A 26,939-nucleotide genomic window follows, 5' to 3' on the forward strand; every position below is an offset into this window, starting at 1 on the left:
TCTACCCCGCCATGCGTGTAGCGTGGCGGCACAGTTCCAGAAAACCCGTCAAACGGGGCGAGAGTATTTTTTTAGACTGGCGTATCAGGTAAAAGTTGCGCTCCAATGGCGGCAGCATGGTCTCCAGTTCCACCAGTTGCCCGCTGGCCAGCAGATCGGCCACCACCACGCGGGACAGGCAGGCAATGCCCAGCCCCGCCGCGGCGCCATATTTGATCGCTTCCGAATTGCTGAACTCGCCCGCAGGGCGCAGATAATGCAAATACGGCACCAGCGCCTGCTCCACGGCTTCACGCGTGCCCGAGCCCGCTTCGCGCAGCAGCCAGCCCGCCTGGTTCAATTCCGCAAAGCTGAGCAGATGGCGCAGCTGCGCCAGCGGATGCGTGGGCGCGGCCACGATCAGCATCTGGTCCGTCAGCCATGGTTCCACCAGCAAACCCGCTTCGTGACACGGCCCTTCGATCAGGCCGATATCGACACGAAACTCCGCCACGGCGGCAGCGATGTCGGCAGTGTTGGCGATGGTCACCTGGGGAATGCTGCGCCCGTACTGCTGCGCCGCCTGGGCCAGGATCTGCGGCAACAGATAGATGCCGATGGTGGTGCTGGCGCCGATTTGCAGGCTGACGGGCACGGACGGGTCGGCGCCCGCGAACTGGCGCTCGATGCTGGCAGCGCCGTCTCGCATCTGCCGCGCCTGCGGCAATAGCAGGCGGCCATTGTCGTTGAGCAGCAATCGCTTGCCCACCCGATCGAACACTTGTGCACCCAGCAAGGTTTCCAGTTCATTCAGGGAAGCGCTGGTGGCCGATTGCGACAGCGCTATGTGTTCGGCCGCCGCGCTGGTGCTGCCCGTGTCCGCCACGGCCAGAAAAATCTGCAATTGCCGCAAGGTTAAAGCCACGCTATCTCCCTCCCATATACCTATTTTTCAGGTTGAACATACAAAAACAATCCGTTTTACCATTTAATCGGCGAACTGTACAGTCATGCCATACGAACCAGTAACCATGGAGTACGGCATGTCATCCCTCTCAACAAGCAACACAACAAGTTTCAGCGACCGCTATGGCCGCCTTCTGCCGGGCCTGCTGCTGAGCGGTGCGATCGCCTATGGCGCCATCGCGCTGGGCAAGCTGGAATGGATGCAAAGCCACGGCATGAGCGCGCTGACCCTGGCCATCATGCTGGGCATTGTGCTGGGCAACAGCATGTATGGCCGCCTGGCGCCCACCTGCGGCGCGGGGGTGGCCTTTTCCAAGCAGACGTTATTGCGTCTTGGCATCATCCTGTATGGCTTCCGCCTGACATTCCAGGATATCGGCCAAGTGGGCCTGGCCGGCATCGCCATCGACGCCCTAGTGCTGGCGTCCACGTTTGGGCTGGCCATGTTCCTCGGCACCAAGGTGTTCAAGCTGGAACGCAACAGCGCCATTCTGATCGGCGCGGGCAGTTCCATCTGCGGCGCGGCGGCCGTGATGGCGACGGAACCCGTCGTCAAGGGGCGCAGCGAGGATGTGACAGTAGCGGTCTCCACCGTCGTGGTCTTCGGCACCATCGCCATCTTTCTGTATCCCTTGCTGTACCAGTTGAATCTGGGCTGGCAGGTGCTGGGCGCCACGCCTGCCGCCTTCGGCGTGTATATCGGCTCGACCGTGCACGAAGTGGCGCAAGTGGTGGCGGCCGGCAAGTCGATCGGGCAGGAAGCGGCGAACGCGGCGGTGATCGCCAAGATGGTGCGCGTGATGATGCTGGCGCCCTTCCTCGTCATCCTGTCGGCGGTGCTGGCCCGCGGCAAGGCCAAGGCCGGCAACAGCGGCCACGACAAGGCAGCCAAGCTGGCCATTCCCTGGTTCGCCTTCATCTTTATCGGCGTAGTCGCCTTCAATTCGCTGGGCCTGCTGCCAGCAAGCACCGTGGCCACCATCACCGAGCTCGACACGGCCCTGCTGGCCATGGCCATGGCGGCCCTGGGCTTGACGACGCACATGTCAGCCATCCGCCGCGCCGGCATCAAGCCCCTGCTGCTGGCCGGCCTGCTGTTCTGCTGGCTGATCGCCGGTGGCGCCGCCATCAACCATGTGGTCGCCAGCCTGTTTGCGTGACGCTGAGCCTGATTCAAGCCGGGGCCGCTGACGCGGGAGTCGAAAACTTCGTACAATATGGGTGTTTTTACTCTCAATCCGGCTTCGGCCCCACCCAGGAACATCCATGCATCTCTCGAACTGGCTGCTTTTCTGCAGCGTCGCCCTGCTCGTCACGTTTTCTCCCGGCCCGGCCGTCTTGCTGGCCATCTCGAACGCCATCGCCGTCGGCCCGCGCCGCGCGATGATCAGCAGCATGGGCAACGGTTTTGGTTTGTTCATCATTTCCGGCGTGGCTATGGCCGGCATGGGCGTCATACTGGCCACCTCGGCGACGGCCTTCATGCTGTTGAAACTGGCTGGGGCCCTGTATCTGGTGTACCTGGGCATCAAGCAATGGCGCAGCAAGACCAGCGTCGTGGCCGATGCCCCCGTGGAGGCTGGCGCGGCGAATCCTAATTCGTTCTGGAAACTCTTCCGCCAGGGCTTGACGGTGGCGCTGACCAATCCGAAAGCCATCCTGTTCTTCTCGGCCCTGTTCCCGCAATTCATCACGCCAGGCGAACCCGTCGCCATCCAGTTCACCGTGCTGACGACCTCGTTTGTCGCCTGCGCCATGCTGGCCCACTTGTTCTACGCCAACCTGGCGCGCCTGCTGAAAACCCAGCTGGCCACGCCGGGCCGCGCCAAGTTGTTCAATCGCATCACGGGCGGCGCCTTCGTCTTGCTGGGCCTGAGCTTGCTGCGCCTGCGCAGCAAGGCAGCGTAATTACTGGTCATTACTACTGCAGTAAAAACGCCTCGATGCTGGCCGCAAGGGCCAGCGGCGTTTCATTCATCGGATAGTGTCCCGCATTGCCCAGCACTTCCAGCCGGGCTTGCGGGTACCACGCCAGATACGTGCGGCGCATCAGGGCCGCGTCGAAGCGGGGGTCGTGCTCTCCCACCAGCACCAGCAAGGGCAGTGCCACGCGCGCCGCCTTGATTTCCTCACTGAAATCCGTCTCGCTCCACGCCAGGAAATACGCGGCAAACGCCGCTGGATCCGACGTTTCCCAAGAATACTGCGCCTTCCAGTCCAGCCAGGTGGCGGGCAAGCGCTCGCCCGTGCTGCGGGCTATGATGGCGCGCCGCGCTTGCTGATTGCCACTGGCGTCGAGAAATAGCGCGCGCGCCGGCGCTTTAAGCGCCACGCCACAACAGGGCACGGGCGCCACGGCCACCAGTTTGCGCAGGCGCAAGGGCGCCAGCAAGGCCAGCCGTTCCAATGCCATGCCGCCCATGGAGTGTCCCACCACGCTGAACGTCGCAAAGCCCAGCGCATCGGCCAGCGCCAGCGCGTCGCGAGCGACCTCTTCCATCGAATATTCACCCGCCGCGCCGCGCATGCCGCCATAGCCGCGATTGTCCATGAAGACATAGCTGAAAGCGCCGCCATCGAGGGCCGCTTCCATCGGCGCGAACGCGTGCGCATCGCCAAACCAGCCGTGCAGGACGATGACGGCGTGGGGACCATGGCCCACGCGATGATAGGTATTGTGCATACACACTCCTGAAAAAGAGTGGATGGTAAGGGGAGATCAAGCGGCCCGCCTTCGATGCCAGGTCAAATACTGTAGAGTACGGGCCATGGATGATTTTTATACGGAAGTACCACGCCCATTGATCGCCACGGCGCGCGACCATGCCGCCGATACCGTCTTTCCCAGCCATAGCCATGCGCGGGGCCAGTTCGCCTATGCGGCGCGCGGGGTCATCAGCGTGCACACGCCGCAAGGCAACTGGCTGGTGCCGCCGCAGCGCGCCTGCTGGGTGCCGGCCCGGCTATCCCACGGCATGCGCATGCATGGCGCCGTGACCATGCACAACGTGTTTATCGACACACCCGCCATCGCCGGGACGAGCTTGCCGTCCCACTGCCAGGTGCTGGACGCCTCGCCGCTGCTGCGCCAGTTGCTGGCCGAGGCCGTGACCGTGGATGCCTTGTATACGGAAGCGTCGCGCGCCGGACGATTGATGGCCTTGCTGCTCGATGAGATTGCCGCTGCCAGGCCCCTGCCCCTGAGCGCGCCCCTGCCGCAGGAACCCCGGCTGGCGCGGCTGTGCATGGACATGCTGCGCCAGCCCAGCCTGGACAGCAGCCTGGATGCGATGGCGGCGCAGGCCGGCATGAGCCGGCGCACCTTTACGCGGCAATTCCGCGCCCAGACAGGGCTGGCCTTTGCCCAATGGCGCCAGCAAGCGTGCCTGCTGGCAGCCATCACGCGCCTGGCCGAAGGACAAGCCGTCACCCGCATCGCGCTCGATCTCGGTTATGCCAGCCCCAGCGCCTTCACGGCCGCCTTCCGCCGCGTGCTGGGGCAGGCGCCCAGCGACTATCTGTCGAACTAGGCAATGATGGCGGCGATGCGCTTGTCCAGCGCCTGCGCCAGTTTCTGCACATGGTAGCCGTCGACAAAACCATGGTGGGCCTGCGCGGAAAATGGCAGCCGCATGCGGCCATCCTCCTGCGCGGGGCCGAACTTGCCCCACGTAAAGGTCGGGATATCGGCGTCGCGGTGGCGGTAGATCGGGTGCTCGATGGCCGCCAGGTCCAGCCACGGCAGGCAGGTGATGAAAATATTGTTGCGCTGCTCGCGCTCGCTTTCGCCCTCGCCCGTGTTGATCAGCGCGGAGCTCGCTTCGGCGAGGCGCTTGGCTTCCAGGCTGCGCGCGATGAATACATCGAGCTGGTCCGTCATCGTGAAACGCGTGTAATTGAGGTTGTCGTCGCCGTTAATGACGGTGTACGAGGCGGGAAAATCGTCGATCCTGATCACTTCGCCCTGGTAGATGCGGTACATGAAATTGTCAATTTCCCTGACCGTATTGAGCAGGCAAAACAGGAAGAAGTGGAATACGGGGATTTTCCGTTCCTTGCACCAGGGCCGGAAATCCGGCACATTGAGCTGAAAGTTGATGTTGACGAGGGGATTGTCAAACGCCCGGAACAAGTCATAGCGGTCGCGCCGCTTTTCAAAATTTTTCATGCGGCGAGTGTAGACGATGGGAGTGCTGGCGGGCAAGTCATGCCACAGGCGCATGAAACGTTTTTTGATATTCGTCATTCGACAGTAAATGTATTGTCATTTTTATCTGAAGTTGACAGCCGACCGGGATAGCCCGGTCGCAAGCCTCCCAGTATAGGGAGGCATATTTTTCGCCGGATTTTTACCCGGCCTGATTAATCTCGTCGTCTATCATATTGACGAACAGATCGAAACTCAGGATACCCGTGCCGATGCACGAAAACACCGTGGTGCCCGCCGCATCCTTGATCGTCACTTTCTCGGTCCAGTCACTCAGATTCATGCATTTCAGGCTGCTGCCAGGAAAGGTGACGCCATCCACATGCAAGCCCTGCGCTGACAATGCCAGTTCCTGTGTCTTGAAATTGAGGAAATTACCGAACAAGCGTTTCTTGTACACGTCGCCACTACTGATGTAGCGGAAATTCACGCGCTCGCCGTCTGCCAGCTTTTGCTTTAAGACGGGCATGCGGTGCAAAACATAGCGGGAACGAAACGCGTCCATGAAATCGTCAAAGCGCTTGAGTTCTCCGGTAGCCCATATCCAGGGCTGGTCGACGCCCGTGCGATAGGCTAAGTTATTGATCATGCCGGTCATTGCGGTGGAGCCGCCGGCGAATAGATACAGATCTTCGATATCGGCAAAGGCTGCGTAGCTGCGTATGCCGTCCAATTCGTGCACCACGCCGTCTTCATGCAATTCAAAACGGCTCTTGCGCCGTTTGAGCATGACCGCGCGCATGACCAGCACCAGCAGTGCGATCAGCAATAGAAAAGCCGCCGTGCCATAAAGAATAGTTAGATTGCTGTGCGTTCCCAGTTTGGCGCCATTACGCAGCGCCAGGGCCGAAGATTCCGTCAGCGTTTTCTGCGGCAGGATCGTGCTCAGATACAGCACAAAACCCGCCACTACCGCCAATATGGCCGCAAATACCGCAAAGAGCCTGGGCGCTGTCTTGCCATGTAAATACACGGCGAGTGCTTTATTGGTTTGCGGGATACTAAAATGGCCCATGTAATCTTCCTGTTAAATGATAGAGAGTTTTCAAAACCCGGATGTCGATATATATTCGGACCGGATTGTCCCCTATCTATTGCGGGAATGGCCACACGCACGCACATGCAATACTGATGCACTCCAATAATAGCCCCGATTATTGATCACGCACAGTGATTGTCTGGCATGCCAGAATTGCCCGGGCCACCTCGGCCACGCCTTCTTCCAGTTCTTCAATTGTTGGCGCAGAGGCCAATCGTTTCAATTCCCCGCCTAATTCGAATGCCAGTTCCGATGAGTGGCGAACGATGCCCTGCAAAACAAAATATTTCCACTGTCCGTCATTACTGTCCAGCACCGTTTTTATATAGGGGACCAGACGAGCACCGATGCCGGCCAGATACGGCAGGAGCACGCCGGCCACGGGCCAATTGACATCTTGAATCCACGCGAGTATCTGCGGCATGGCCGGATGCAGTTCCTCCCAGCTCAAGGCGATGAGGGCTTGCGCATTCTGCGTATCGTGTTTGTCGCGTGGCAATGGCAGAGGCTTGCGGGGCGTGCCTGCATGGTTGCTCCGTGTCATGTGGCGCCGCTGTGCGCCAGGCCCCGCTGTACTTTCCACGCCAGCGGCAAGGTCAGCAGCAAGACGCCCGCCAGCGCCAGCAAGGCTGTGTTCACGCTGGTATGGTCGCCCAGCGCGCCGAACAGCACGGGCGACAGGGCCCCGCCACCGATGCTGCCCGTGTAGAACAGGGCGAACGCGTGCTCGCGCTTGCCAGGCTCGGCCAGTTCCGGCACCACGCCGTACAGCACGGATGAAGTGCCGTTCAGCGCCAAGCCCAGCAAGGGCAGCATGGCCATGACACCGGCCAGCGGCAGCCACAGGGCCGCGACGATGAGCACGGACGTCATCGATTCCGTCAGCCACACGGTCTTCATCATGCCGATGCGCGCGCCCAGATAGCCGCACAGCAGCTTGCCGAAGGCGCCGCCCACGAACAGCAGCGATAGCGCCACGCCGATGCCGGCCGTGCCCGCACCCTTGCTTTTCAGCAAGAATGGCAAGAAGGTGAGGAAACCCATGCGCACGGCGCTGTCCAGGGTGCCCGTGGCCAGCAGCGCGCGAAAGCTCGCCTTCGAGCCGCTGCCCACGATGCTCTTGCCCGCCTTCTTCGCGCCCGCCTGCAACTCGCCCGGCTTCGGCAATAGCCACCACAGCAAACCGGCCGCCGCCAGGCCCAGCAGTCCCAGCAGCGAGACGCTGGCTTGCCAGCTGCACACCAGCAACAGCAAGCCCACCAGCGCGGGAATCAGGGTCTTGCCGATGTCGCCGGCAAAGTTGTAGTGCGACAGCGCCTCCTTGACGCCGCCGCCCGCCTCATGCGTGTCGGTGACGATGGACGAGGCCAGCGGATGCTGGGTGCTGGCGCCCAGGCCGCCCAGCAGCAAGGCGAACAGCAGCACGGCCAGGCCGCCCGCCTGGCCGGCGATCAGGTAGGCGACCCCGGCCAGTGCCGTGCCGCCCACCAGCAGGCGTTCGCGTCCCCAGCGCCTGGCCAGGCGGCTGGCCAGCAACTGAAAACCTGCCATCATGCCCGAGTACGAGCCCCGCAAGAGGCCTACCATGGCGTAACTGATGGCAAACTGCGCCTGCCAGATGGGCAGGAGCACATAGATCACGTCCGTCAAGCCGTCATGCACGGCATGCGCGCTGCAGGCGGCGAACAGCGAGCGGCGGCGGATCGATTTGTCGGAGGGATTTGCTGCGGGGGACAGCGCGGCGGCGGACGGTTCGGTCATGACTGTGCATGCAGGAAATCAGGAGGCGACCAGCTTACTACAAATTGCAAACTGGCATCTTGGTCGCCTGCTTGTTCCTTTTTGAGCCAGACATAGTCCTCCGTCTATCTCTTTGCGCCATAAATATAGCGCCACTGGCGCAGGGTCGTGGTATAACGGCGGTGTGAAATTTGTACATTCTTTATCAGAGGCCAGCGCGACCATGACGTCATCCAGCGATACCTCGGGCCAAGCCGGGAAAAAAACAGGCTGCAGCCAGTGCCGGGACACCGAGCCACTGGACTTCGACTTCACCTTTGCCTATCAACCGATCGTCGAGCTGTCCACGCGCGCGATCTTTGGCCATGAAGCCCTGGTGCGCGGCCCCAACGGCGAATCGGCTTACTCGATCTTGTCCCAGGTCACTGACGAAAACCGCTATGTGTTCGATCAGGCGTGCCGCGTGCGCGCCATCGAGGGCGCGGCCCGTCTGGGCATCCAGGAATATCTGTCCATCAATTTTCTGCCGAATGCCGTATATCGCCCCGAGGCTTGCATCCAGGCTACTCTTGCCGCAGCGCGCGAATGCAATTTCCCCATCCACCGCATTATTTTCGAAGTGACCGAGGGCGAAGAAGTGCGCGACCGGCCCCACCTCGTCAACATCTTCCATGAGTATCGCCGCTTCGGCTTCCAGACAGCCATCGACGATTTCGGCGCCGGCTACGCGGGACTGAGCCTGCTGGCGGAATATCAGCCGCACATCATCAAGATCGACATGGAACTGGTGCGCGGCATCGAAGCCAGCATACCCAAGCAGGCCATCGTCAGGGGCATCATCGCCATTTGCAAGGAACTCCACATTACGGTTCTGGCGGAGGGCATCGAAACGGCCGCCGAACGCGATTGCTTGAGGGAGATGGGCATCGACTTGATGCAGGGATATTTATTTTGCAAACCGGCGCTGATGGCCATCGGCGTGATTGACCCGGCAGCGTGGTGACAGGCAGTCGCCACGCCCCCGAACTGCTCCTGCCTTACTTGCCCATCGCATCCTTTTTCATCTCGTCCTTCTTCATTTCATCCTTCTTCATTTCATCCTTCTTCATGCCGTCTTTCGCCATGCCATCCTTGGCCATGTGATCCTTTTTCATGTGTTTCTTGGCCATCGGCTTCTTCATGCCGTCCTTGTCCATCGCATCCTTGTGCATGGCATCGGCTGAAGCGTCCTTGGCCATCGGGTCTTTCTTCATCGCATCCTGGGCAAACGCAGCGCCCGACATGAGGATGGCGGAAGCGATGATGGCGGTGATGGTGGTTTTCATGATATGTCCTTGTCTCTAGGTTAAATGGGCAAGTGCCCGGTGTGAAAGCGACTACGGTGCTGCAGGTGTTGCCAAAAGTGTTCAGGAACCGCCGAACCAGTTGTACCCCTGATTCTCCCAATACCCTCCCGGGTAGGTATTCGTGACAAAAATGGCCTGGATATGTTTCGGATTCTTGTAGCCCAGCTTGGTGGGCATGCGCAATTTCATCGGGTAGCCATACTTGGGCGGCAATTCCTGGCCGTCATACGTCAAGGCCATGATGGTTTGCGGATGCAGGGCCGTGGCCATGTCGATGCTGGTGAAGTAATCGTCGGCGCATTGGAAGCCGATGTATTTCGCCGTCGTGTCGGCGCCGACCCGCTTCAGGAAGTGCGAAAACGGCACGCCGCCCCACTTGCCGATGGCGCTCCAGCCTTCCACGCAGATGTGGCGTGTGACCTGCGTTTCCTGCGGCAGGGCGCGCAGCTGCGGCAAGCTCCAGGGCTTCTTGTCGGCAATCAAGCCGCTCAATTCCAGGCGCCAGGTCTCACCGTCGACCTCTTCCACTTCATCCTCGCCGTAATAGGCGTTGAAGGGGAACGGCCGGGTGATCATGGAATCGGGATACGTCGGCGCCAGTTTATGCGGGTCGAACAGCCAGCCCTGCACCCTGTCGTTGAAGCGCGAGACTGCCGTCAGGGCTGTCTCGATGCTGGACGGGTCCTTGATGTTGCAACCGGTCAGCAGGGACAAGCCCCCCAGGGTAAAACTGCGCTGCAAGAACAGGCGGCGCGACGGCTGTTTGATCTGGCGCAAGGCGTCGGCCAGCATGGCCTGGCCCTGCTCCTGCACAATGATGGTTTTTTTCATGCTCATCTCCTTTAGCGCCCACGCAGCATGGCGACCAAGGTGCGCGGCACCAGCGCCACCATCAGCAAGTGCACGCCGACAAAGCCCACCAGCAGCGCCATGGCGATGAAATGCACGCGGCGCGCACTTTCGTAGCCCCCCATCAGCTCGCGCAGGATGGGAAACTGCACGGATTTCCATAGCACCAGGCCGGACAGCACCAGCACGATGCAGTCAAGCATGACGAACAGATAGGCGGCGCGCTGCACCATGTTGTAGTGGCGTGGGTCCGCATGCGCCAGCTTGCCTTTCAGGGCAGCCATGAAATCGGCCAGCAACAGGAGCGGAGACAAGGGAAAGAACTGGCGCCGCAGCCTGCCCGAGGCGATGTTGATCACCAGATACAGCAAGCCATTGGCCACCAGCAGCCACATGGCGGCGAAATGCCATTGCAGGGCGCCACCCAGCCAGCCGCCCAGGGTCAGCGCGCGCGGCAGTTCGAACGGGAAGAATGGCGCCGCGTTGTAGATGCGCCAGCCGCTGCTGGCCAGCACGACCACGGCCACGGCATTGAGCCAGTGCATCAGGCGCAGCCAGGCGGGGTGGATCACGGCGCTGGAAACGGCAGGCTCATGCATCACAGTACCCCTTTCGCGCATGGCGCCGTGCTAACGGCTTGCAGGATGGCGCTGCTGTCGGCCCGCTGCACGAAGGCAACCACCTGCAGCTGCTCGGGGCGCCAGCTGGCGGGCAGATTGACTTCGCGGCGCAACTGGGCGCGGCCTTGCGCCAGCGCAACTGGCCCCAGCCACAAGCGCACGGCCGCATCGTGATGCAGGGTGGCGCCCCGGTTTTCGCCGCGCAGCACTTTCGAGACGATGGCGCTTTCGCTGATGGCCAGGTACAACTGGCCGCCCATCTGCGCGTCCGGCGCGTTGGCATTAGCTTCCAGCAATAATTTCCCACCCGGCCCCGGCGTGACGGATAGGCCGATAGCGACGGGCGCTGCGGTCGCGTTGATGCGGCGGATGGCGGCCGGCAGTTGCGTATCCCAGCTGCGCAACTCCGTGCCGCCGACGAAAAATTGGGGCGTGTAGGCCACATGGCGCGGCTGGTGGCGCAGCAGCTCGGCCTGGCGCGCATCGAATTGCGCCTGGGCCAACGGGTCCGTCCAGCCGATCTGGTCCCAGTACGTGACGTGCAAGGCCAGCGGCACGATCAGGCTGGCCGTCCCCGCTTCCTTGCGCAAGGCGTTCAGGCGCTGGTCGGCGGGCGGACAGCTGGAGCAGCCTTCGCTGCTGTACAGCTCCACCAGCGCCGCCGTCTGCGGTCCGCTTTGCACGGCGCAGCGCTGACCGGCCGCCACGCTCATGCCCAGGACGGGAAGTAGAAGTATTGCCAGGCGGTGCTTGATGTCCATGGTCTTTCACCGGTATATTGAATGAAGAAGCGTGCTTGCCTGTCAATTCGCCGCACCCTGCGGATTGGTTACAGCCGCCAGAAAATAATTCCAGTTATTTTTTTCAACGCCTGTCACCAAAGGCCTGCATGCAACGAATACCCGTTAGCGAGCAGTTGCACGGCACGGAATTGCGGCTGCATGGCTTGATGCTGCGCGGGCTCGATGGCGATGCGGCGGCGTATCGCAGTTTCTTGCAGGCCACCAGCAGCCATTTGCGCGCGTTTTTGCGGCGCCGCCTGCAGCGCTGGCCGGACGAGGTGGAAGACCTGGTGCAGGAATGTTTGCTGGCCATCCACAACCAGCGCTTGACGTATGACACGGGGGTGCCGCTGACGTCGTGGATCCATGCGATTGCGCGCTACAAATTGATCGACTGGCTGCGGCGGCATGGGCGGCGCGAGGCGCAGCACTTGCCGTATGACGAAGAAGATAGCGCGCAGGAACTGTTTTCCAGCGCCGATGCCGAGGCAAACGAGGCCAGCCGCGACCTGGGCAAGCTGCTGGCTACCTTGCCGGCGCAGCAGCGCGACGCCATCGTGCATACCAAGCTCGACGGCTGGTCCGTGCGCGACACGGCGGCCGCCATGCAGATGTCGGAAGCCAGCGTCAAGGTGGCCGTGCACCGCGGCTTGAAGGCACTGGCAGCCAATTTAAGGAGTGAAGGAAGCGCACCATGAAAACCGATGACTTGATCGCCATGCTGGCCAGCGGCCCCGACGTGTCCGCTGCACCGCCGCCCGGCACGCACTGGCGCGCCGCAGGCACTTTGGGCGCCGGCGTGCTGGCCAGCGTGGCCTTGATGGCCATGCTACTGGGCATGCGCCCCAACCTGGAACAACTAGCACTGCTGCCCGACTTCTGGATCAAGGTGGGCTTTGTCGCGTGCCTCTGCCTGACGGCCTGGCAGGTCAGCCGCCGCCTGTGCGTGCCGGGCGCCAACACGCGCGCCCTGCCCCTGCTGCTCGCCATGCCGCTGCTGCTGATGTGGGCGCTGGGCGCCATCATCCTGAACGAAGCCCCGCCCGAGCAGCGCGCCGAGCTGTTCTGGGGCGCCACCTGGCGCAGCTGCCCCTGGCTGATCGCCCTGCTCTCGCTGCCCATCCTGGCCGCCGTGCTGCGGCTGATGCGCCAGCTGGCTCCCACGCGGCTGCGCCTGGCGGGGGCCGCTGCAGGGTTTGCCGCCGGCGCCATGGCGGCGCTCGTGTACTGCCTGCACTGCCCGGAGCTGGCGGCCAGCTTCGTCGGCTTCTGGTACGTGCTGGGCATGCTGGTGCCGACGGCCATCGGTGCGGCCATCGGCCCCAAAGTGCTGGCCTGGTAAGGCACTGGAGGCCCTTGCCAAAGATTTGAATCCGTTCTCTCCCCCCGTTCGTACAAGTCAGGCAGCCTGCAGTTTCTTGGACTTGTCTGTCAACGCTAACAAAAATCGGGAGAATCGAAATGTCTTTGTCAATATCGAAAACCGCGCTTGGCGCAGCCATCCTGGGCAATTTTCTGGCGGCGGCCATTGCCCCGCCCGCTTTTGCCTCCAGCCACCGCGAAGCGCCGTTCATCACGCAAAACCCCAAAGTCGACGCCACCGACTTCTATATGTTCCGCAGCTATGAAGCGGGCCGCGGCGCCTACACCACCCTGGTGGCCGACTATATTCCCTTGCAAGACGCCTACGGCGGCCCGAACTACTTCGCCATGGATCCCAACGCCCTGTATGAAATCCATATCGACAACAATGGCGACGGCAAGGAAGACCTCACCTTCCAGTTCCGCTTTAGCAACACCATCAAGGATGGCCAGTTCACCGTGGGCGGCAAGAAAGTCTCGATTCCGCTGGTGATCAACGGCGGCGCCATCGATTCCGTCAATCCGGCCGGCCTGAACGTGCGCGAAACCTACAGCGTGACGGTGGTGCGGGGCGACCGCCGCACGGGCACGAGGAGCGCCGTCACCAACGCCAGCGGTGGCGGGACGACCTTCGACAAGCCCGTCGACAATATCGGCAATAAGGCCATCCCCAACTATGCCGCGTATGCCGCACAGCACGTCTATACGGTGAATATCCCCGGCTGCACCACGCCGGCGCGCCTGTTCGTCGGCCAGCGCAAGGACCCCTTCGTGGTGAATCTGGGCGAAACGTTCGATTTGATCAACATCAAGGCGCCCGCCACGGAGTTTGCCGCGAATGCGGAGTCCGCTGCCAAGGATGACCTGGCGCGTAAGAACGTCACGGCCATCGAGATGGAAGTGCCGACCGCCTGCCTGACGGCTGGCAGCGACCCCGTCATCGGCGGCTGGACCACGGCCAGCCTGCGCCAGGGCCGTTTGCTGAACCCGGCGCCGGGCACCACCGCGGCGTCGAAGGAAGGTGGCGCGTGGGTGCAAGTGTCGCGCCTGGGCATGCCGCTGGTGAATGAACTGGTCATCGGCTTGAAGGACAAGGACCGCTTCAACGCCAGCAAGCCCTCTAGCGACGCGCAATTTGCCGACTACGTCACCAACCCGACGGCGCCGGCGCTGGTGGAAGTGCTGTTCGGCTCGGCAGGTGCCAAGGCGCCCACCAACTTCCCCCGCAACGACCTGGTGGCCACTTTCCTGACGGGCATCAAGGGCGTGAACCAGCCAGTAACGGTCGTCGCGTCTGAAATGCTGCGCCTGAACACCTCGATCGCGGCCACCAACGTCGGCGCGCAAAACCGCCTCGGCGTCATCGGCGGCGATAATGCGGGCTTCCCGAACGGCCGCCGCCCCGGCGATGACGTGGTCGACGTGGTATTGCGCGTGGCCATGGGCAAGCTGTGCACCCTGAACATCGGCTGCGCCCCGGCCGACGCACCCGCCGGCGGCCTGCACTTCACGGACGGCGCCTTCCTCGATGAAACCGCGTTCACGGCAGGTTTCCCTTACCTGAAAACACCCGTGGCCGGCTCGCCGCAGCTGTAACAAGGAGAACGCGATGAAAAAGCTCTATGTATACGGCGCCCTGGCGCTCACGGCCTTGCTGGCCGGCTGCGGTGGCGGCGGCAGCCACGGCGGCGACAATGGCGGCAGCACGCCGCCACCCGTGGTCTTGCTCGATGCGTTTTATGTGGCCGTCAACAACGTCATTATGACCACCAGCGATGACAAGGATGGCGTGGCCATCGACGCCATCGTGGCGACGTCACCGGAGAATACGGAGCCGGTGCCGCTGTAAGCCTCTGCAGGCGCCGGAGAGGCGACTCTCCGGCGCCTGTGCAAATTCCTGTCGATGGCGTCCACGATGAAAACACTAATTTCCCTGCTGTGCGCCTGCCTGCCCTTGCTGGCATGGGCCGCGCCCTACACGCCGAAAGATGGCAGCGCCGTCGTCGAGCAGCTGCCGCGCCGCGCCGACGCCACGCAACTCGCCCTGCGCGGCCTGCGCCAGCAACTCGATGCGACGCCGCAAGACCTGGCCCTGGCCACCAGCCTGGCGCAGCGCTATATTTCCCTGGCGCGCAGCGAAACGGACCCGCGCTACCTGGGCTATGCGCAAGCTGCACTGGCGCCCTGGTGGCGGCAGGCGGCGGCGCCCGTGGCCGTGCGGCTGCTACGCGCCACCATTTTGCAAAGCACCCATCATTTCGGCCCCGCCTTGCAAGACCTCGATGCCGTCATCGCGCAGCAGCCGCAAAACGCCCAGGCCTGGCTTACGCGCGCCACCGTGCTCACCGTACAAGGCGACTACGCGCAAGCGACGGCCAGCTGCGCGCGCCTGTCCGCCCTGACAACACAGCTGGTCACCGTCACCTGCCTTGCCAATATCGCCAGCGTCACGGGCCGCGCCGCCAGCAGCGAGCGTTTGCTGGACCTGACCTTGCAGAGGAGCGCCGGCGCGGCACCCGAACTGGAAAGCTGGGCCGCAACCCTGCTGGCGGAAATGGCCACGCGGCGCGGAGAGAGCGCCATCGCCGAAGCGCGCTACCAGCAGGCGCTGGCGCGGCAGCCGCGCGACAGCTATTTGCTGGGCGCCTATGCGGATTTTCTGCTCGACCGGCAGCGCCCGCAGGAAGTCGTCACCTTATTGAAAGACCAGCAGCGCATCGACGCCCTGCTGCTGCGTTACGCGTTGGCCCTGCGATCTCTGCCCGGCCGGCAGACCGCCTTCCTGGCGGCAAAAGCGGAACTGGCAGCCCGCTTCAACGCCGCCATGCAACGGGGCGACACCGTACACCAACGCGAACAAGCCCGTTACACCCTGTTTTTGCAACAGGATATCCCCGCCGCCCTGCAACTGGCGCAGCAGAACTGGACCATCCAGAAAGAAGTGCCCGACATGCGCATCTTGCTCGAAGCGGCCCTGGCCGCGCGCAATTACGGGGCCGCGCAAGCCGTGCTGGCCTGGATCGCGGCCAATGGCGTGGAAGACGTGGCACTGCAGCGCCTCGTCAGGCAGCTGGGGCCGCAGGATGGGCAGAAACGCAGTGCAGCAAAGAAAGCAGGTGTACTGTGAAACGCTGCCTTTTCATCCTGCTGCTGTGCGCCTGGCTGTCCCCCGCGCAAGCCCACAAGCCCAGCGACAGCTATTTGAGCCTGAGCGTGCACGGCCGGCAAGTCGAGGGGCAATGGGATATCGCCCTGCGCGACCTCGATTTTGCCATCGGCCTCGATGGCAATGGCGACGGCGCCCTGACGTGGGATGAACTCCGCGCGCGCCACGAGGCGATTGCCGCCTACGCGCTGCAGCGCCTGCAAGTGGCTAGCGACCAGGGCGTCTGCCCCTTGAAAGCCGTCGAGCAGCTGATCGACCATCATACGGACGGCGCCTACAGCGTGCTGCGCTTCCAGGCCAGCTGCCCAGGTGCTGCCCCGGCCAGTATCACCATCGGCTACACCCTGTTCGCCGACCTCGACCCACAGCACAAGGGACTGTTGAAACTCGCTAGCGATGGCAACACGCAAACGGCCATCTTCGATCCGGACAGCCCGCGCCAGACGATTTCACTTGCCACGCCCGACCGCCTGGCGCAGTTCGGCGCCTACGTCAAGCACGGCATCTGGCATATCTGGATCGGCTACGACCACATCCTGTTTTTACTGTCTCTGCTGCTGCCGGCCGTGCTGCTGCCGGGCTTGCGCGAGCAACAGCAGGGCTTGAAGGCGGCCTTCTATGATGTGCTGAAAGTTGTCACGGCGTTCACACTCGCCCATTCCATCACCTTGAGCCTGGCCAGCCTGTCGCTCGTATCCCTGCCCTCGCGCTGGGTCGAGTCAGCCATCGCCGTTTCCGTGATCCTGGCCGCGCTGAACAATCTGCTGCCGCTGTTCCGGGGCAAACGCCCCGTGGCGGCCTTCGCCTTTGGCCTGATCCATGGATTCGGTTTCGCCAGCGTGCTGCGCGACCTGGGCTTGCCCCAAGGCTCCCTGCTGGCCAGCCTGCTGGGCTTCAACGTGGGCGTGGAGCTGGGACAACTGGCCATCGTCGCCGCCTTCTTGCCCCTCGCCTGGCTGCTGCGCAAGACATGGTTGTACCAGCAAGTGCTGACGGTCGGTTCGCTGGCCATCGCGCTGGTGGCGTGCGTGTGGCTGGTGGAGAGAGTTGCCGATATCAAGCTGATTTCAGCTTGATGGCTGCCCGCTAGCGTTGCTGGGCCGCCACTAGCCAGTCACAAGAGCGCGCAATCGGGCTACAATACGAACAATTCTCAATCGCATCAAGGCCAGACTGTCCCGCGGACCATGGCATGGAAAGGTTGCATGCTAGGCCCCGAACTGGAACTGCACCGACAAATCGAAGTCCTCTACAGCGACCACCACGGCTGGCTGCAGGGCTGGCTGCGCCGCAAGCTGGGCAATGCCTTCGATGCGGCCGACCTGGCGCACGACACGTATCTGCGCATCCTCGCGCGGGGCCGCGCGCCCGCCCCCGTGGAATCGCGCCAGCACCTGGCGCAGATCGCCAACGGCCTGGTGGTCGACCTGTTCCGCCGCCGGCATATCGAATCGGCCTACGCGGACGCCATCGCCGCGCAGCCGGAAGCGCTCGTGCCGACGCCGGAAATGCGCGCGCTGATCGTCGAAGCGCTGATGGAGATCGACGCCATCCTCGCCAGCCTGCCAGCCAAGGTGCGCGACGCCTTTTTGCTGTGCAAACTGGAAGGCAAAAACTACGCCGACATCGCAGCGCGCCTGGAGGTTTCCGTCTCCTCGGTGGAGAAATACATCGCCCGCGCCTTGCTGGCCTGCTGCGCGGCACAATTCGCATGAGCCCCCAGTTGGACGGCGCGCCCATCGCCCCCGCCGTGCTGCAGCGCGCCGCCGAGTGGATGGCGCGGCTGTGGGCGGAAGACGCCAGCGCGGCCGATGCCGACGCCTGCGCCGCCTGGCGCGCCGCGCACCCGGAGCACGAACGGGCCTGGGCACGGCTGCAGCGCTTCGCCCGGCAATTCGAGGCTTTGCCCCGGGACGTGGCGCGCGGCGCGCTGGCGCCAGCGCCGCGCCATGCCATCGGCCGCCGGCGCGCCTTGCAGCTACTGGGCCTTATCGCGGCGGGCGGCGGCACGGCCCTGCTGGCGCACGAGTCCAGCCTGTGGCAGCGCGCTGCCAGCGATTACCGCACGGCCGTGGGCGAGACGCGCGCCATCGTGCTGGCCGACGGCACGCAGGTGGTGCTGGACACGGCCAGTGCCATCGACGTGCACTACAGCGCCAATGAAAGGCGCATCGTGCTGCGCGCGGGCGCCATCCTCGTCACCAGCGCCCATGAAGCGACGTCCACCTACCGCCCGCTGCTGGTGGCAACGCCGCAGGGCACGGCCACGGCGCTGGGCACGCGTTTTTCCGTGCGCCTCGATGCTGACGCCAGCAAGGTCGCCGTGTTCCATGGTGCCGTCGCGCTGCAGCCGTCGCAGGACGGCGCCCCCTCCCTGCACCTGCAGGCGGGCCAGCGGGCCGGCTACACGCGCCTGGACGTGCAAGACATCGGCCAGGTGGAAGACAGCGCCGCCGCCTGGGCGGATGGCAGCCTGGTGGCCGAACGCATGCGCCTTGACCAGTTGGTGGCAGAGCTGGGGCGCTACCGTCACGGCGTGCTGCGCTGCGACGCATCCATCGCCGGCCTGCGCGTGACGGGCGTGTATTCGCTGCGCGACACGGACCGCTCACTGGCCAACCTGGCCCTGAGCCTGCCCGTGCAGCTCAGCTACCGCACGCGCTACTGGGTCAGCGTGAGGCCGCGCCAGGCCTCCTGAAAAATAAATGCAAAATAAGTGAAAAAAAGTTGAGGGTTTTGACTTTTCGTTCGGAATACGGGAAGAAGCAATTTTTTCCTGCCACTTTCCAAGGATTTGTACCATGCCCCCTCGCCTGACCCCACCCGCGCGCAAGCTGCGTCCGCGCCCCCTCGCCACCGCCATCCAGGCCCTGTTCCTGGCAGGCGCCGTCGTGGGCGCCCTGGCCGTCACGACCAGCGCCGCCCACGCGCAGACGTTTGAGAATGCGCAAGCGCAGCGCCAGTTCACGATTCCCGCCGGATCGCTGGAGAGGGCCTTGACCACGTTCGCCAGCGCCGCCGGCGTGGAACTGTCGGCCGATGCGGCCCTGTTGCAGGGCAAGCGCAGCGGCGGCCTGACGGGCAACTACACCGTGCGCCAGGGTTTCGAGGAACTGCTGCGCGGCCAGGGCGTGCGCGTGGTGGCGGGCGCCAATGGCGCGTATGCGCTGCGCGCAGAGACACCGGCAACGCCGGCAGGTGCACAGGCGGCACAGGCGCCGGCCAGCGCCACCCTGCCCGCCATCACCATCAATGCCAGCAGCGAACGCGAAACGGCCACGGGCCCCGTGCGCGGCTATGTGGCGCGGCGCGCCGCGTCGGCCACCAAGACGGATACGGCCCTGAATGAAAACCCGCAATCCGTATCCGTCGTCACGGCCGATGAAATCAGCGACCGCAATGCCGAATCGCTCGACGAAACCCTGCGCTACACGGCCGGCGTGACGCCGAACCAGCGCCCGCTGGGCAGCGACGATTCCTCGCTGCTGCGCGGCTTCACCATCGAAACGAACGGCATCCTGCAAGATGGCTTGCGCAATTCGGGCCGCACCTTTGGCGCCTCGATCGAGCCATACGGCCTGGAACGCCTGGAAGTGCTGCGCGGCCCCGCGTCCGTGCTGTACGGGCAGATTCCGCCAGGCGGCATGGTCAACGCCATCAGCAAGCGCCCCAGCGCCGACGCCGTGCGCGAAGTGGGCGTGGAGTACGGCAGCTACCAGCGCCGCCAGCTGAAGGCCGACGTGGGCGGCACGCTGGACGCGCAAGGCGCCTGGACTTACCGCGTCGTCATGCTGGGCCGCGAAGCGAACACGCGACTGGAGCGCGACCGCGACAACCGCCTGTATCTTGCCCCGTCCTTGACTTGGCAGGCGGGTCCCGCCACGCGTTTGACCCTGCTGGCCCGCTACGAGCAGGACAACCAGCAGTACGCGTTTCCCAACCAGCTGCTGGCGCCGGGCTCGCGCGGCCAGGTCAATCCGGGTGTGAACCTGATGGGCGACGACAACCGCTTCAAGCGCCGCAACACCATGCTGGGCTACGAGTTCGAACATAAATTCAACGATACCTGGGCGCTGCGCCAGAACCTGCGCTACACGCGCCTGAAGAACGACCGCACGGATATGTTCCCCCTGGGCTTGAATGACGATGGCACGGTGGAACGCTATTTCATGCCCGTCGATACGGCGTCGAAAAGCCTGTTCGCCGACACGCAGCTGCAGGCGCAGTTTGCCACCGGCGGCCTGGCGCACCAGGTGCTGCTGGGCGTCGATTACGCGAATATCCGCAACACGGACGACTACCGCCACCAGAAGGGTTTTATCGAGCCGCTCGACCTGTACCAGCCCGTGTATGGCAAGCAGCCCCTGGTTGCGGCCAAGGCGCCCACGCGCGCCGACGCGCCATCGCGCCAGCTGGGCCTGTATGCGCAGGATCAATTGAAATGGGACCGCTGGGTCGTGACGGCAGGCCTGCGCCGCGACAAGGTCACGCAGTCGCGCGACGTCACCGACCTCAATAGCGGCACCGTGAAGCCCGACTACCACCAGTCGCCATCGGCCACCACGGGCCGCCTGGGCGCCGTCTACCTGTTCGACGGCGGCTGGGCGCCGTATGTCAGCTACGCCACTTCGTTCTCGCCCGAACTGGGCATCACGGCAAACGGCGACGCCTTGAAGCCGTCGCGCGGCAAGCAGTTCGAAGCGGGCGTGCGCTACGAACCCGTGGGCCAGCGCGCCAGCTACACGGCCGCCATATTCGACCTGGTGCGCGACAACGTCACCACCTCCGACATCGGCAACCCGGGCCGCCTGCAGCAAACGGGTCAAGTGGGCTCGCGCGGTGTGGAGCTGGAAGCACGCACGGAGTTCGCCAATCGTCTGAGCCTGATCGCGCAGTACACCTACCTCGATACGGAGGTCAGGAAGAGCAATAACGGCGACCTGGGCTTGCAGCAATCGGGCGCGCCACGCCACAGCGCTTCGGCCTGGGCGCGCCAGTCCTTCAACCTGGGCACGGCGCTACCCGCGTATGCGGCGCTGGGCATGCGCTTTCTCGGCGCCATGCGCTCGAACTCCGACGGCGACAACCTGAACATCCGCAATGGCGGCCTGACGCAGTGGGATGCGGCGCTGGGCGTGTCGCGCGGGCCGTGGCAGTTTGCCCTCAACGTCAACAATGTGCTCAACAAGCAGACCCTGTATGACTGCGGTTACCTGCCGGGCCTGTGCTACCGCAATGCCGAACGCACGGCCAACGTCAGCGCCATGTATCGCTTCTGATGCCGTCGCTGCAAATGCGCCCTGCATTGGCGGCGCTGCACCGCTATGCCGGCCTGCTGATGGCCGGCTTCCTCGTCGTGGCGGGCGTCACGGGCAGCGCGCTGGCGTGGAAGGATGAACTGGAGGCGGCCCTGCTGCCCGCCGTCTTCCGCGTGGTGCCGCCTTTGCCAGGCGCCGCGCCGCTCGACGCCCTGCTGCTGCGCGAGAGGATCGCCACGCGCTTTCCCCGGGCGCAGGTGCGCTACGCCCCGCTGTCGGCGCCGCCAGGCCACAGCATGGTGTTCTACCTGCGCCCGGCGGGCGACTCGCCGCTGGCCAGCGATGAAGTGTTTGTCGATCCCTACACGGGCGCCGTGCTGGGCCAGCGTCGTTGGGGCGAAATCGGCCAGGGCGCCATCAACCTGCTGCCCTTCCTCGAGCGCCTGCATTACGCGCTGGCGCTGGGCGATACGGGCTTGCTGATTTTCGGCCTCATCGCCATCGTGTGGACGGTCGACTGCTTCATCGGCGCCGCCCTGACCTTCCCCGCGCGCCTGAAAAAACGCTCACCGGGCAGCAAGCCCTGGCTGCTGCGCTGGCGCCCATCGTGGCTGCTGCGCCGCCATGGCGGCAACTATAAACTGGTGTTCGACCTGCACCGCGCGGGCGGCCTGTGGCTATGGGCCATGCTGCTGGTGTTTGCCTGGAGCGGCGTCGCCTTCAACCTGTACGGCGCATATGCGGCCGTGATGCATCCGCTATTTCCCCACCAGGGGGCCGAGGAAGTGGTGGCGCGGCACACGCCATCGCCGGGGCCGCACCTGGACTGGCCGGCCGCGCGCGCGCAAGGCCGCCTGTTGATGGACGAGCTGGCGCGCCGGCACGCGTTCGCCATCCTCGAGGAAAACGCGCTGGCCTATGAACGCGAACTGGGCGTGTACAGCTATCAGGTACGCAGCAGCCGCGACGTGCGCGCCCACAAGGGTCTCACCACCGTCTTTTTCGACGCGGCCAGCGGCCGGCAGCTGGCCACCTGGCTGCCCACGGGCGCGGCCAGCGGCGACACCATCCGCAGCTGGATCAGCGCCCTGCACATGGCCTCGATGTGGGGCTGGCCTTTCAAACTGTTCATTTGCGCCATGGGCGTGCTGGTAGCGGGCCTCAGCGTGACGGGCGTGCTGATCTGGCGTCGTAAGCGCCAGGGCAAGGCGAAGGTCAAGGCCCTCATTCATTAATCAGGGAAAGCCGATGAACCCCATCGGCACAGCGTCCGCCAGCCACACGCCATTGTCCGACACATAAAACATGTGCCCCTGCGCCTGCATGGCGGCCGCATCCACCGTCAGCACGACGGGCTTGCCATGGCGCGCCCCGACGGCCACGGCCGTTTCGTGCGTGCTGGACAGGTGCACGTGGTTGCGCGATCCCGGCAGCAAACCGCCGGCGCGGATCGCCTCGACAAAGCGGCTGGCCGTGCCGTGGTACAGCACGGCGGGCGGCGTGGCAGGTGGCAGATCAATATCGACGGCGGCCAGCGAGTGGCCCTGGTTGGCGCGGATGCGCATGCCGTCTGCACTGATGGCGTAGCGCGTCTTGCTGTCGCGCGCCACGACGTCATCCAATTGTTCACGGGAAAGGCGGCGGCTATGCTGGGCCGCTTGCGCCAGCAGCTGGCCGATATCGGCCCAGCCTTGGGCATCGAGTACGAGACCGATTTTTTCAGGCGCGTGGCGCAGTATGAGGGAAAGAAATTTACTGGTATTTACTAAATGATCTGTCATGCCCCAGTTTACCGTTATCAGAACGCATATGACAAGGTCAGGCGCACGGAACGGGGCTCGACCGGATGAAAATGCCGGTCGCTCACCCCGTCCGTCGCCTCGCCGGGCAGGCGCGACGCGTAGTAGTAATCGATGTCGCTGGCGCGCTTGTTGAACAAGTTGAACACGTCGAGCGACAGCCGCGTCTTGCGGTTGCACTGATATGCCACGCGCGCATACGCCAGGGTGGTCGATTCGGAACGCACGCTATTATCCTCGATCAAGGGACGGGGGCCGAAGTAGCGCAGCTGGAAGGCACCCGACCACGGGCCCTGGTCCGTCACCGTCACACCGAACGAGGCCACCTTGCCGATGGCGCCGGGAATATGGTTGCCGGCAGGATCATGTTGCGTATAGCGCGAGCGCGAGGCGGCCAAGTCCAGGTCGAACAGCAGCCACGGCGCGGCAATATAATGGTTGTTCCACTCGACGCCGTGGCGGCGGCTGGCGCGGCTCGCTTCCGTCTCGCCTGCGTCGCCGACGAACAGCAGTTCCGATGCGATATCGAGACGCCACAGGGCCAGCGAACTTTGCAAGCCCGGCAGCCATTCCGTGCGCGCGCCCAGCTCCATGCCTTTCGTCGGCACCAGGGGCGTGACGGGCGTGGCGGCCTCGCCATCGGGCAGGCGCGTCTGCGTCGTGCCCCGTGCATCGTTGCTATGAAAACCTTTTCCATAGTTCACGAAGAATTCCGTCTTGCTCCATGGGCCAAGGATCAGGGACAGCTTCGGCGACACCACGTGGTCCTGTGCCGTGCCGCTGTTGCCCTCCACGCTGCTGTCGACCTTGAAACGGTAGGCGTCGTAGCGCAAGCCCGCCACCGAACGCAGCCACGGCAGCCATTGCACCGTGTTTTCGCCATACACGCCGATGCTGGCCTCACGCACGCGGTCTTCGCGCACCGTGCCTTGCCGCACCCGCTGCACCGTGTTGTACAGGCCCACGGGCGACAGCCGGTCGACACGCGCCTGCACGCCGAGCTTGTTGCGCAGGGGAAGACCGAACAGCTGCGTGGTCCAGCTTTCGCTGGTGTTCACGCCGGCCACCGTGCGCTGTTCGCTTTGCTGGAACTGGTCGCCGGTGGCCGGTTTGGCCAGGAAGTAGGTGAAATCGCTATTGAGTTCCAGCTGTGAGCGGATCAGGTACGCATCGAATTCGAACAAGCGGTTCTCCGTGCGCTGGCGCATGGCATACGACAGGCTGTAGCGCGACGTGTCGCCGCCGTCGCTGGGTGCCAGGCTGCCAAAACGGCCGATCTGGCCGGACTCCACGGCACGCAGCGGCACCTGGTCGGTGGCGTTCCAGCTGTTGTGATACGCCATGCCCGTCACGCTGAAGCCAGCCTCCGCCGTGCCCTGGCTGTAGCGCAGCACGCCGCTATATTTACGCACCTTTTCCGGCACGTCCCAGGGACCGTTGTTGCGGTTGACTTCCAGGCCGTACAGCAAGCTGCCTTGTCCTGCATCAAAAGAATCGGCCACGACGCCGCGCACATAACCGTGCTGGCCGATGGACACGCTGGCCTGGCCTTGCGGCAATTTATCGGCCAGGCGGATGCGCGCAGCACCGGCCGAGGAAAAATCGCCTTCGTCGGCGAAATACGGTCCCTTCTTGTAGTCGATGCGCTGTACCAGCTCAGGAAAGAGGAAATTGAGGTCGGAATAGCCTTGCCCATGCGCGTGCGTGCGCATGTTGACGGGCATGCCGTCGACGTGGGTAGCGAAATCCGTGCCGTGATCGAGATTAAAACCGCGCAAGAAATACTGGTTGGCCTTGCCGTCGCCGCTGTGCTGGGTGACGATCAGCCCCGGCACGAATTCCAGCAATTCGCCCGTGCGCAAGGCGGGCCTGTTGACGATCAATTCGCTGGTGATGACGCCCTGGCTGGCTGCGTCCGACGTGCCGACGGCGTTGTCATAGTGGCCCGTCACGCGTACGGTGCGCGCCTCATTGGCAACGGCATCAGGCACCGCGGCGGCAGGCGGCTCCGCCCATGCGCTGGCCTGGATGGCCAGCCAGGCCAATGCCAAAGGGATTTTCCTCGATTGCATTTCTTCTCCCGTTCATCCTGAAAACAACTGCTTGTGACTCGCCTCTGAAGATACGCAAAACACCGGCGTTCGGATTCAAACATTTGCGCAAAATCAAGCTGCAAAACACATGTTTTCAAACAATAAAATAAATAGACGAGAGGTTATCTTTAGAGAGAATGTCGCCATATAAAAAAGTGCATACTACCTCTCAGAATCCGCGCACAAGACCGGCCCGCCAGCATCTCCTGCCATGCCTGCCGCTCTTTCGCCCGCGCCGCACCGCCGCGCGCATCAGGGCTGTCGCTGTGATTTCGCCGTCTACGCGACGCCCTGCCATGTCGACCATGCAGGCTGGCGCAGCTGCGGCAAAGTCTTTGGTTTTTTCCATATTGTCAGACACCGGCACGCCTGCACGGCGCGGCCTGGCGACCACTTTGAACTGGAGAACTACATGACATTGTTCCTGCCCTCTTCCACTCTGCTGATACCGGGCGACAATCCGGATGGCCAGCGCTTCGTGCTGGCCTCGCAGCAGTGGATCGACCTGCAGACGCGCATCCAGGCCGTGCTGGCCCTGCCGTCGGATATCGGCGAATACGAACAGCGCTACGGCGACGCTTCGTCCGGTTCGCAAATGAAGGAATGCTTCGACGCCATGCGCAAGCTGCGCCAGACGGCCGAACGCTACGGCAGTCCCAGCAGCCTGCGGGCAAAGATCCTGCACGACCCGAATTTCCTGGCCAGCGGCACGCGTCCGAAAAACGATGCCTTTTCCGCTACCGTCTGGACCGTGGAGCGGGCGCACCGCGATGCCTTTACGCTGTCGTCGACCTTGCGCAGCATCCCGGAGATGGCGCGCCACGAATCGGCGGCCGACGCCACGGCCGGCATCAAGAGCCTGTTCCTCGACAATGGCCAGATACTCGACAATATGCAGCACACCATCGCGCAAATCGGCGAGTTGATCGCGGAGTTCGAACAAATCGAAACAGCGCTGGACGAAGCCCAGTTGCTGATGCGCACCTTCACCGAACGCTCATCCAAGACGCGCACTGAACTCGACAAGGAAATCGGCGCCCTGGGGCAGAAAATCGGGGATCTGGAGCGCGCGCGCGACGCCGCCTATTCGAAATGGCTGGCATTGACTATTTCCGCCTGCATCGTGCCCGCCGTCATCGGCATCATCGGCATTGCCATCATGGTGATCCTGGCCGTACCCACGGGCGGCGGCAGCTTTGCCATCGGTTCGGCCGTCACGGGCGGCGGCGTGGCCCTCTCCGCAGCGGCGCTGGGCGCGGCAGCCGGCGTGGCGCGCGGCAAATACGATGGTCTGGTACAGGAAGTACACGAGCAGAGCGCCTTCCTCGCCAAGCGCGCGTGCTACCGCAGCGACCTGGGCGCGCTCGATGAACTGATGAAATTCTCGCTGCCGGCATCGAACGGCATCCTGGGCCAGTTGCGCAGCGTGCAAGCGGCCTGGAGCGCATCGGCGCGGGAACTGGGCGCGCGCGCCAGCGATTTGAGCGTGGACAACCTGCACACCGGACCATGGCTGCGCGAAGCCGAGATGGTCAAGGCTGCCGATGGCTGGCGCACGCTCGACAACGCCTTGAAGGCGTTTGTTACCGGGTCCTTTGTCGATGCCAATCTGATCGGCTTTGGCGCCAGCTTGCCGCCAGACCAGCCCGACTGGCAGCAGCAACTGGCGGGCAGGCTCGCCGCCTGACGCCAGCGTTTTCAGTAGCTGTTTTCCGTACTTCCACGCAGTCTGA

27 protein-coding genes are annotated in these 26,939 nt (G+C 63.7%); 15 read left to right on the forward strand and 12 right to left on the reverse strand.

Going from position 1 to position 26,939, the window contains the following annotated elements:
• Position 1 precedes the first annotated feature (1 nt).
• Positions 2-904, reverse strand: a complete 903-nt coding sequence (locus ACQ4WY_RS01980) for a LysR family transcriptional regulator (RefSeq protein WP_436502587.1) — start codon at positions 902-904, stop codon at positions 2-4.
• 118 nt (positions 905-1,022) lie between these two features.
• Between ACQ4WY_RS01980 and ACQ4WY_RS01985 the strand changes: the two genes are divergently transcribed.
• Positions 1,023-2,105 carry a YeiH family protein gene (locus ACQ4WY_RS01985; RefSeq protein ID WP_436502588.1) on the forward strand — a complete coding sequence of 361 codons (1,083 nt, stop codon included), beginning with the start codon at positions 1,023-1,025 and terminating at the stop codon, positions 2,103-2,105.
• A 106-nt stretch (positions 2,106-2,211) separates the two neighbouring features.
• Positions 2,212-2,853, forward strand: coding sequence for a LysE family translocator (locus ACQ4WY_RS01990; protein ID WP_436502589.1), 642 nt, complete (start codon positions 2,212-2,214; stop codon positions 2,851-2,853).
• Positions 2,854-2,866: 13 nt separating this feature from the next.
• On the opposite strand, the gene ACQ4WY_RS01995 is transcribed toward ACQ4WY_RS01990, so the two are convergent.
• Entirely contained in the window at positions 2,867-3,628 is a 762-nt protein-coding gene (locus tag ACQ4WY_RS01995) for an alpha/beta fold hydrolase (RefSeq protein ID WP_436502590.1), read from the reverse strand.
• Positions 3,629-3,713: 85 nt separating this feature from the next.
• Between ACQ4WY_RS01995 and ACQ4WY_RS02000 the strand changes: the two genes are divergently transcribed.
• Entirely contained in the window at positions 3,714-4,475 is a 762-nt protein-coding gene (locus ACQ4WY_RS02000) for an AraC family transcriptional regulator (protein WP_436502591.1), read from the forward strand.
• On the opposite strand, the gene ACQ4WY_RS02005 is transcribed toward ACQ4WY_RS02000, so the two are convergent.
• The 4 genes from ACQ4WY_RS02005 to ACQ4WY_RS02020 form a co-directional block, all read right to left on the reverse strand.
• A complete protein-coding gene (locus ACQ4WY_RS02005) occupies positions 4,472-5,167 on the reverse strand; it encodes a CatA-like O-acetyltransferase (protein ID WP_436502592.1) in 696 nt (231 codons plus the stop codon). The genes ACQ4WY_RS02000 and ACQ4WY_RS02005 overlap by 4 nt on opposite strands.
• 127 nt (positions 5,168-5,294) lie before the next feature.
• Positions 5,295-6,167, reverse strand: coding sequence for a hypothetical protein (locus ACQ4WY_RS02010; RefSeq protein WP_436502593.1), 873 nt, complete (start codon positions 6,165-6,167; stop codon positions 5,295-5,297).
• Between the two features lie 139 nt (positions 6,168-6,306).
• Positions 6,307-6,735, reverse strand: coding sequence for a DUF5071 domain-containing protein (locus ACQ4WY_RS02015; RefSeq protein ID WP_436502594.1), 429 nt, complete (start codon positions 6,733-6,735; stop codon positions 6,307-6,309).
• Entirely contained in the window at positions 6,732-7,952 is a 1,221-nt protein-coding gene (locus ACQ4WY_RS02020) for an MFS transporter (RefSeq protein ID WP_436502595.1), read from the reverse strand. Before ACQ4WY_RS02020 ends, ACQ4WY_RS02015 begins: the two co-directional genes overlap by 4 nt.
• Positions 7,953-8,154: 202 nt before the next feature.
• On the opposite strand from ACQ4WY_RS02020, the gene ACQ4WY_RS02025 reads away from it, so the two are divergent.
• Positions 8,155-8,934 (forward strand): EAL domain-containing protein, encoded by a 780-nt coding sequence (locus tag ACQ4WY_RS02025; RefSeq protein ID WP_436502596.1) that lies wholly within the window; start codon positions 8,155-8,157, stop codon positions 8,932-8,934.
• Positions 8,935-8,968: 34 nt separating this feature from the next.
• Here the strand turns inward: ACQ4WY_RS02025 and ACQ4WY_RS02030 are convergent, their stop codons facing one another.
• The 4 genes from ACQ4WY_RS02030 to ACQ4WY_RS02045 all read right to left on the reverse strand — a co-directional run bounded on the left by ACQ4WY_RS02030 (position 8,969) and on the right by ACQ4WY_RS02045 (position 11,507).
• Positions 8,969-9,256: a pentapeptide MXKDX repeat protein gene (locus ACQ4WY_RS02030; protein WP_436502597.1), complete on the reverse strand. Its 288-nt coding sequence runs from the start codon at positions 9,254-9,256 to the stop codon at positions 8,969-8,971.
• 81 nt (positions 9,257-9,337) lie between these two features.
• Complete coding sequence (locus ACQ4WY_RS02035) at positions 9,338-10,114, reverse strand: molybdopterin-dependent oxidoreductase (RefSeq protein ID WP_436502598.1); 777 nt, start codon at positions 10,112-10,114, stop codon at positions 9,338-9,340.
• Between the two features lie 5 nt (positions 10,115-10,119).
• Entirely contained in the window at positions 10,120-10,725 is a 606-nt protein-coding gene (locus ACQ4WY_RS02040; protein WP_436502599.1) for a cytochrome b/b6 domain-containing protein, read from the reverse strand.
• Complete coding sequence (locus ACQ4WY_RS02045; protein WP_436502600.1) at positions 10,725-11,507, reverse strand: DUF1223 domain-containing protein; 783 nt, start codon at positions 11,505-11,507, stop codon at positions 10,725-10,727. Before ACQ4WY_RS02045 ends, ACQ4WY_RS02040 begins: the two co-directional genes overlap by 1 nt.
• A gap of 128 nt (positions 11,508-11,635) precedes the next feature.
• Between ACQ4WY_RS02045 and ACQ4WY_RS02050 the strand changes: the two genes are divergently transcribed.
• From ACQ4WY_RS02050 to ACQ4WY_RS02095, 10 genes are all read left to right on the forward strand, one after another.
• A complete protein-coding gene (locus ACQ4WY_RS02050) occupies positions 11,636-12,226 on the forward strand; it encodes a sigma-70 family RNA polymerase sigma factor (RefSeq protein ID WP_436502601.1) in 591 nt (196 codons plus the stop codon).
• Positions 12,223-12,870, forward strand: coding sequence for an NrsF family protein (locus tag ACQ4WY_RS02055; RefSeq protein ID WP_436502602.1), 648 nt, complete (start codon positions 12,223-12,225; stop codon positions 12,868-12,870). Before ACQ4WY_RS02050 ends, ACQ4WY_RS02055 begins: the two co-directional genes overlap by 4 nt.
• Positions 12,871-12,989: 119 nt before the next feature.
• The gene (locus tag ACQ4WY_RS02060; protein WP_436502603.1) at positions 12,990-14,486 is read left to right on the forward strand and encodes a DUF4331 domain-containing protein; all 1,497 of its coding nucleotides are present in this window, start codon (positions 12,990-12,992) and stop codon (positions 14,484-14,486) included.
• 13 nt (positions 14,487-14,499) lie between these two features.
• Complete coding sequence (locus tag ACQ4WY_RS02065) at positions 14,500-14,739, forward strand: hypothetical protein (protein WP_353656978.1); 240 nt, start codon at positions 14,500-14,502, stop codon at positions 14,737-14,739.
• 66 nt (positions 14,740-14,805) lie between these two features.
• On the forward strand, positions 14,806-16,017 hold the full coding sequence (locus ACQ4WY_RS02070; RefSeq protein WP_436502604.1) for a tetratricopeptide repeat protein: 1,212 nt from the start codon (positions 14,806-14,808) through the stop codon (positions 16,015-16,017).
• Positions 16,014-17,132, forward strand: a complete 1,119-nt coding sequence (locus ACQ4WY_RS02075; RefSeq protein ID WP_436502605.1) for a HupE/UreJ family protein — start codon at positions 16,014-16,016, stop codon at positions 17,130-17,132. Before ACQ4WY_RS02070 ends, ACQ4WY_RS02075 begins: the two co-directional genes overlap by 4 nt.
• Before the next feature lie 129 nt (positions 17,133-17,261).
• A complete protein-coding gene (locus ACQ4WY_RS02080) occupies positions 17,262-17,771 on the forward strand; it encodes a sigma-70 family RNA polymerase sigma factor (protein WP_436502606.1) in 510 nt (169 codons plus the stop codon).
• Positions 17,768-18,754 (forward strand): FecR domain-containing protein, encoded by a 987-nt coding sequence (locus ACQ4WY_RS02085; protein WP_436502607.1) that lies wholly within the window; start codon positions 17,768-17,770, stop codon positions 18,752-18,754. The genes ACQ4WY_RS02080 and ACQ4WY_RS02085 overlap by 4 nt, the downstream gene beginning before the upstream one ends.
• A 103-nt stretch (positions 18,755-18,857) precedes the next feature.
• A complete protein-coding gene (locus tag ACQ4WY_RS02090; RefSeq protein ID WP_436502608.1) occupies positions 18,858-21,335 on the forward strand; it encodes a TonB-dependent siderophore receptor in 2,478 nt (825 codons plus the stop codon).
• Entirely contained in the window at positions 21,335-22,549 is a 1,215-nt protein-coding gene (locus ACQ4WY_RS02095) for a PepSY-associated TM helix domain-containing protein (RefSeq protein ID WP_436502609.1), read from the forward strand. The genes ACQ4WY_RS02090 and ACQ4WY_RS02095 overlap by 1 nt, the downstream gene beginning before the upstream one ends.
• On the opposite strand, the gene ACQ4WY_RS02100 is transcribed toward ACQ4WY_RS02095, so the two are convergent.
• Together ACQ4WY_RS02100 and ACQ4WY_RS02105 are read right to left on the reverse strand one after the other, a co-directional pair.
• On the reverse strand, positions 22,550-23,095 hold the full coding sequence (locus ACQ4WY_RS02100; RefSeq protein ID WP_436502610.1) for an RNA 2'-phosphotransferase: 546 nt from the start codon (positions 23,093-23,095) through the stop codon (positions 22,550-22,552).
• Between the two features lie 17 nt (positions 23,096-23,112).
• Entirely contained in the window at positions 23,113-25,185 is a 2,073-nt protein-coding gene (locus tag ACQ4WY_RS02105; RefSeq protein WP_436502611.1) for a TonB-dependent receptor, read from the reverse strand.
• A 433-nt stretch (positions 25,186-25,618) separates the two neighbouring features.
• On the opposite strand from ACQ4WY_RS02105, the gene ACQ4WY_RS02110 reads away from it, so the two are divergent.
• The gene (locus ACQ4WY_RS02110) at positions 25,619-26,893 is read left to right on the forward strand and encodes an alpha-xenorhabdolysin family binary toxin subunit A (RefSeq protein WP_436502612.1); all 1,275 of its coding nucleotides are present in this window, start codon (positions 25,619-25,621) and stop codon (positions 26,891-26,893) included.
• Positions 26,894-26,939: the final 46 nt, after the last annotated feature.

This window comes from Janthinobacterium salmonicoloratum, assembly GCF_051380845.1.
Lineage (GTDB): Bacteria > Pseudomonadota > Gammaproteobacteria > Burkholderiales > Burkholderiaceae_D > Janthinobacterium > Janthinobacterium lividum_F.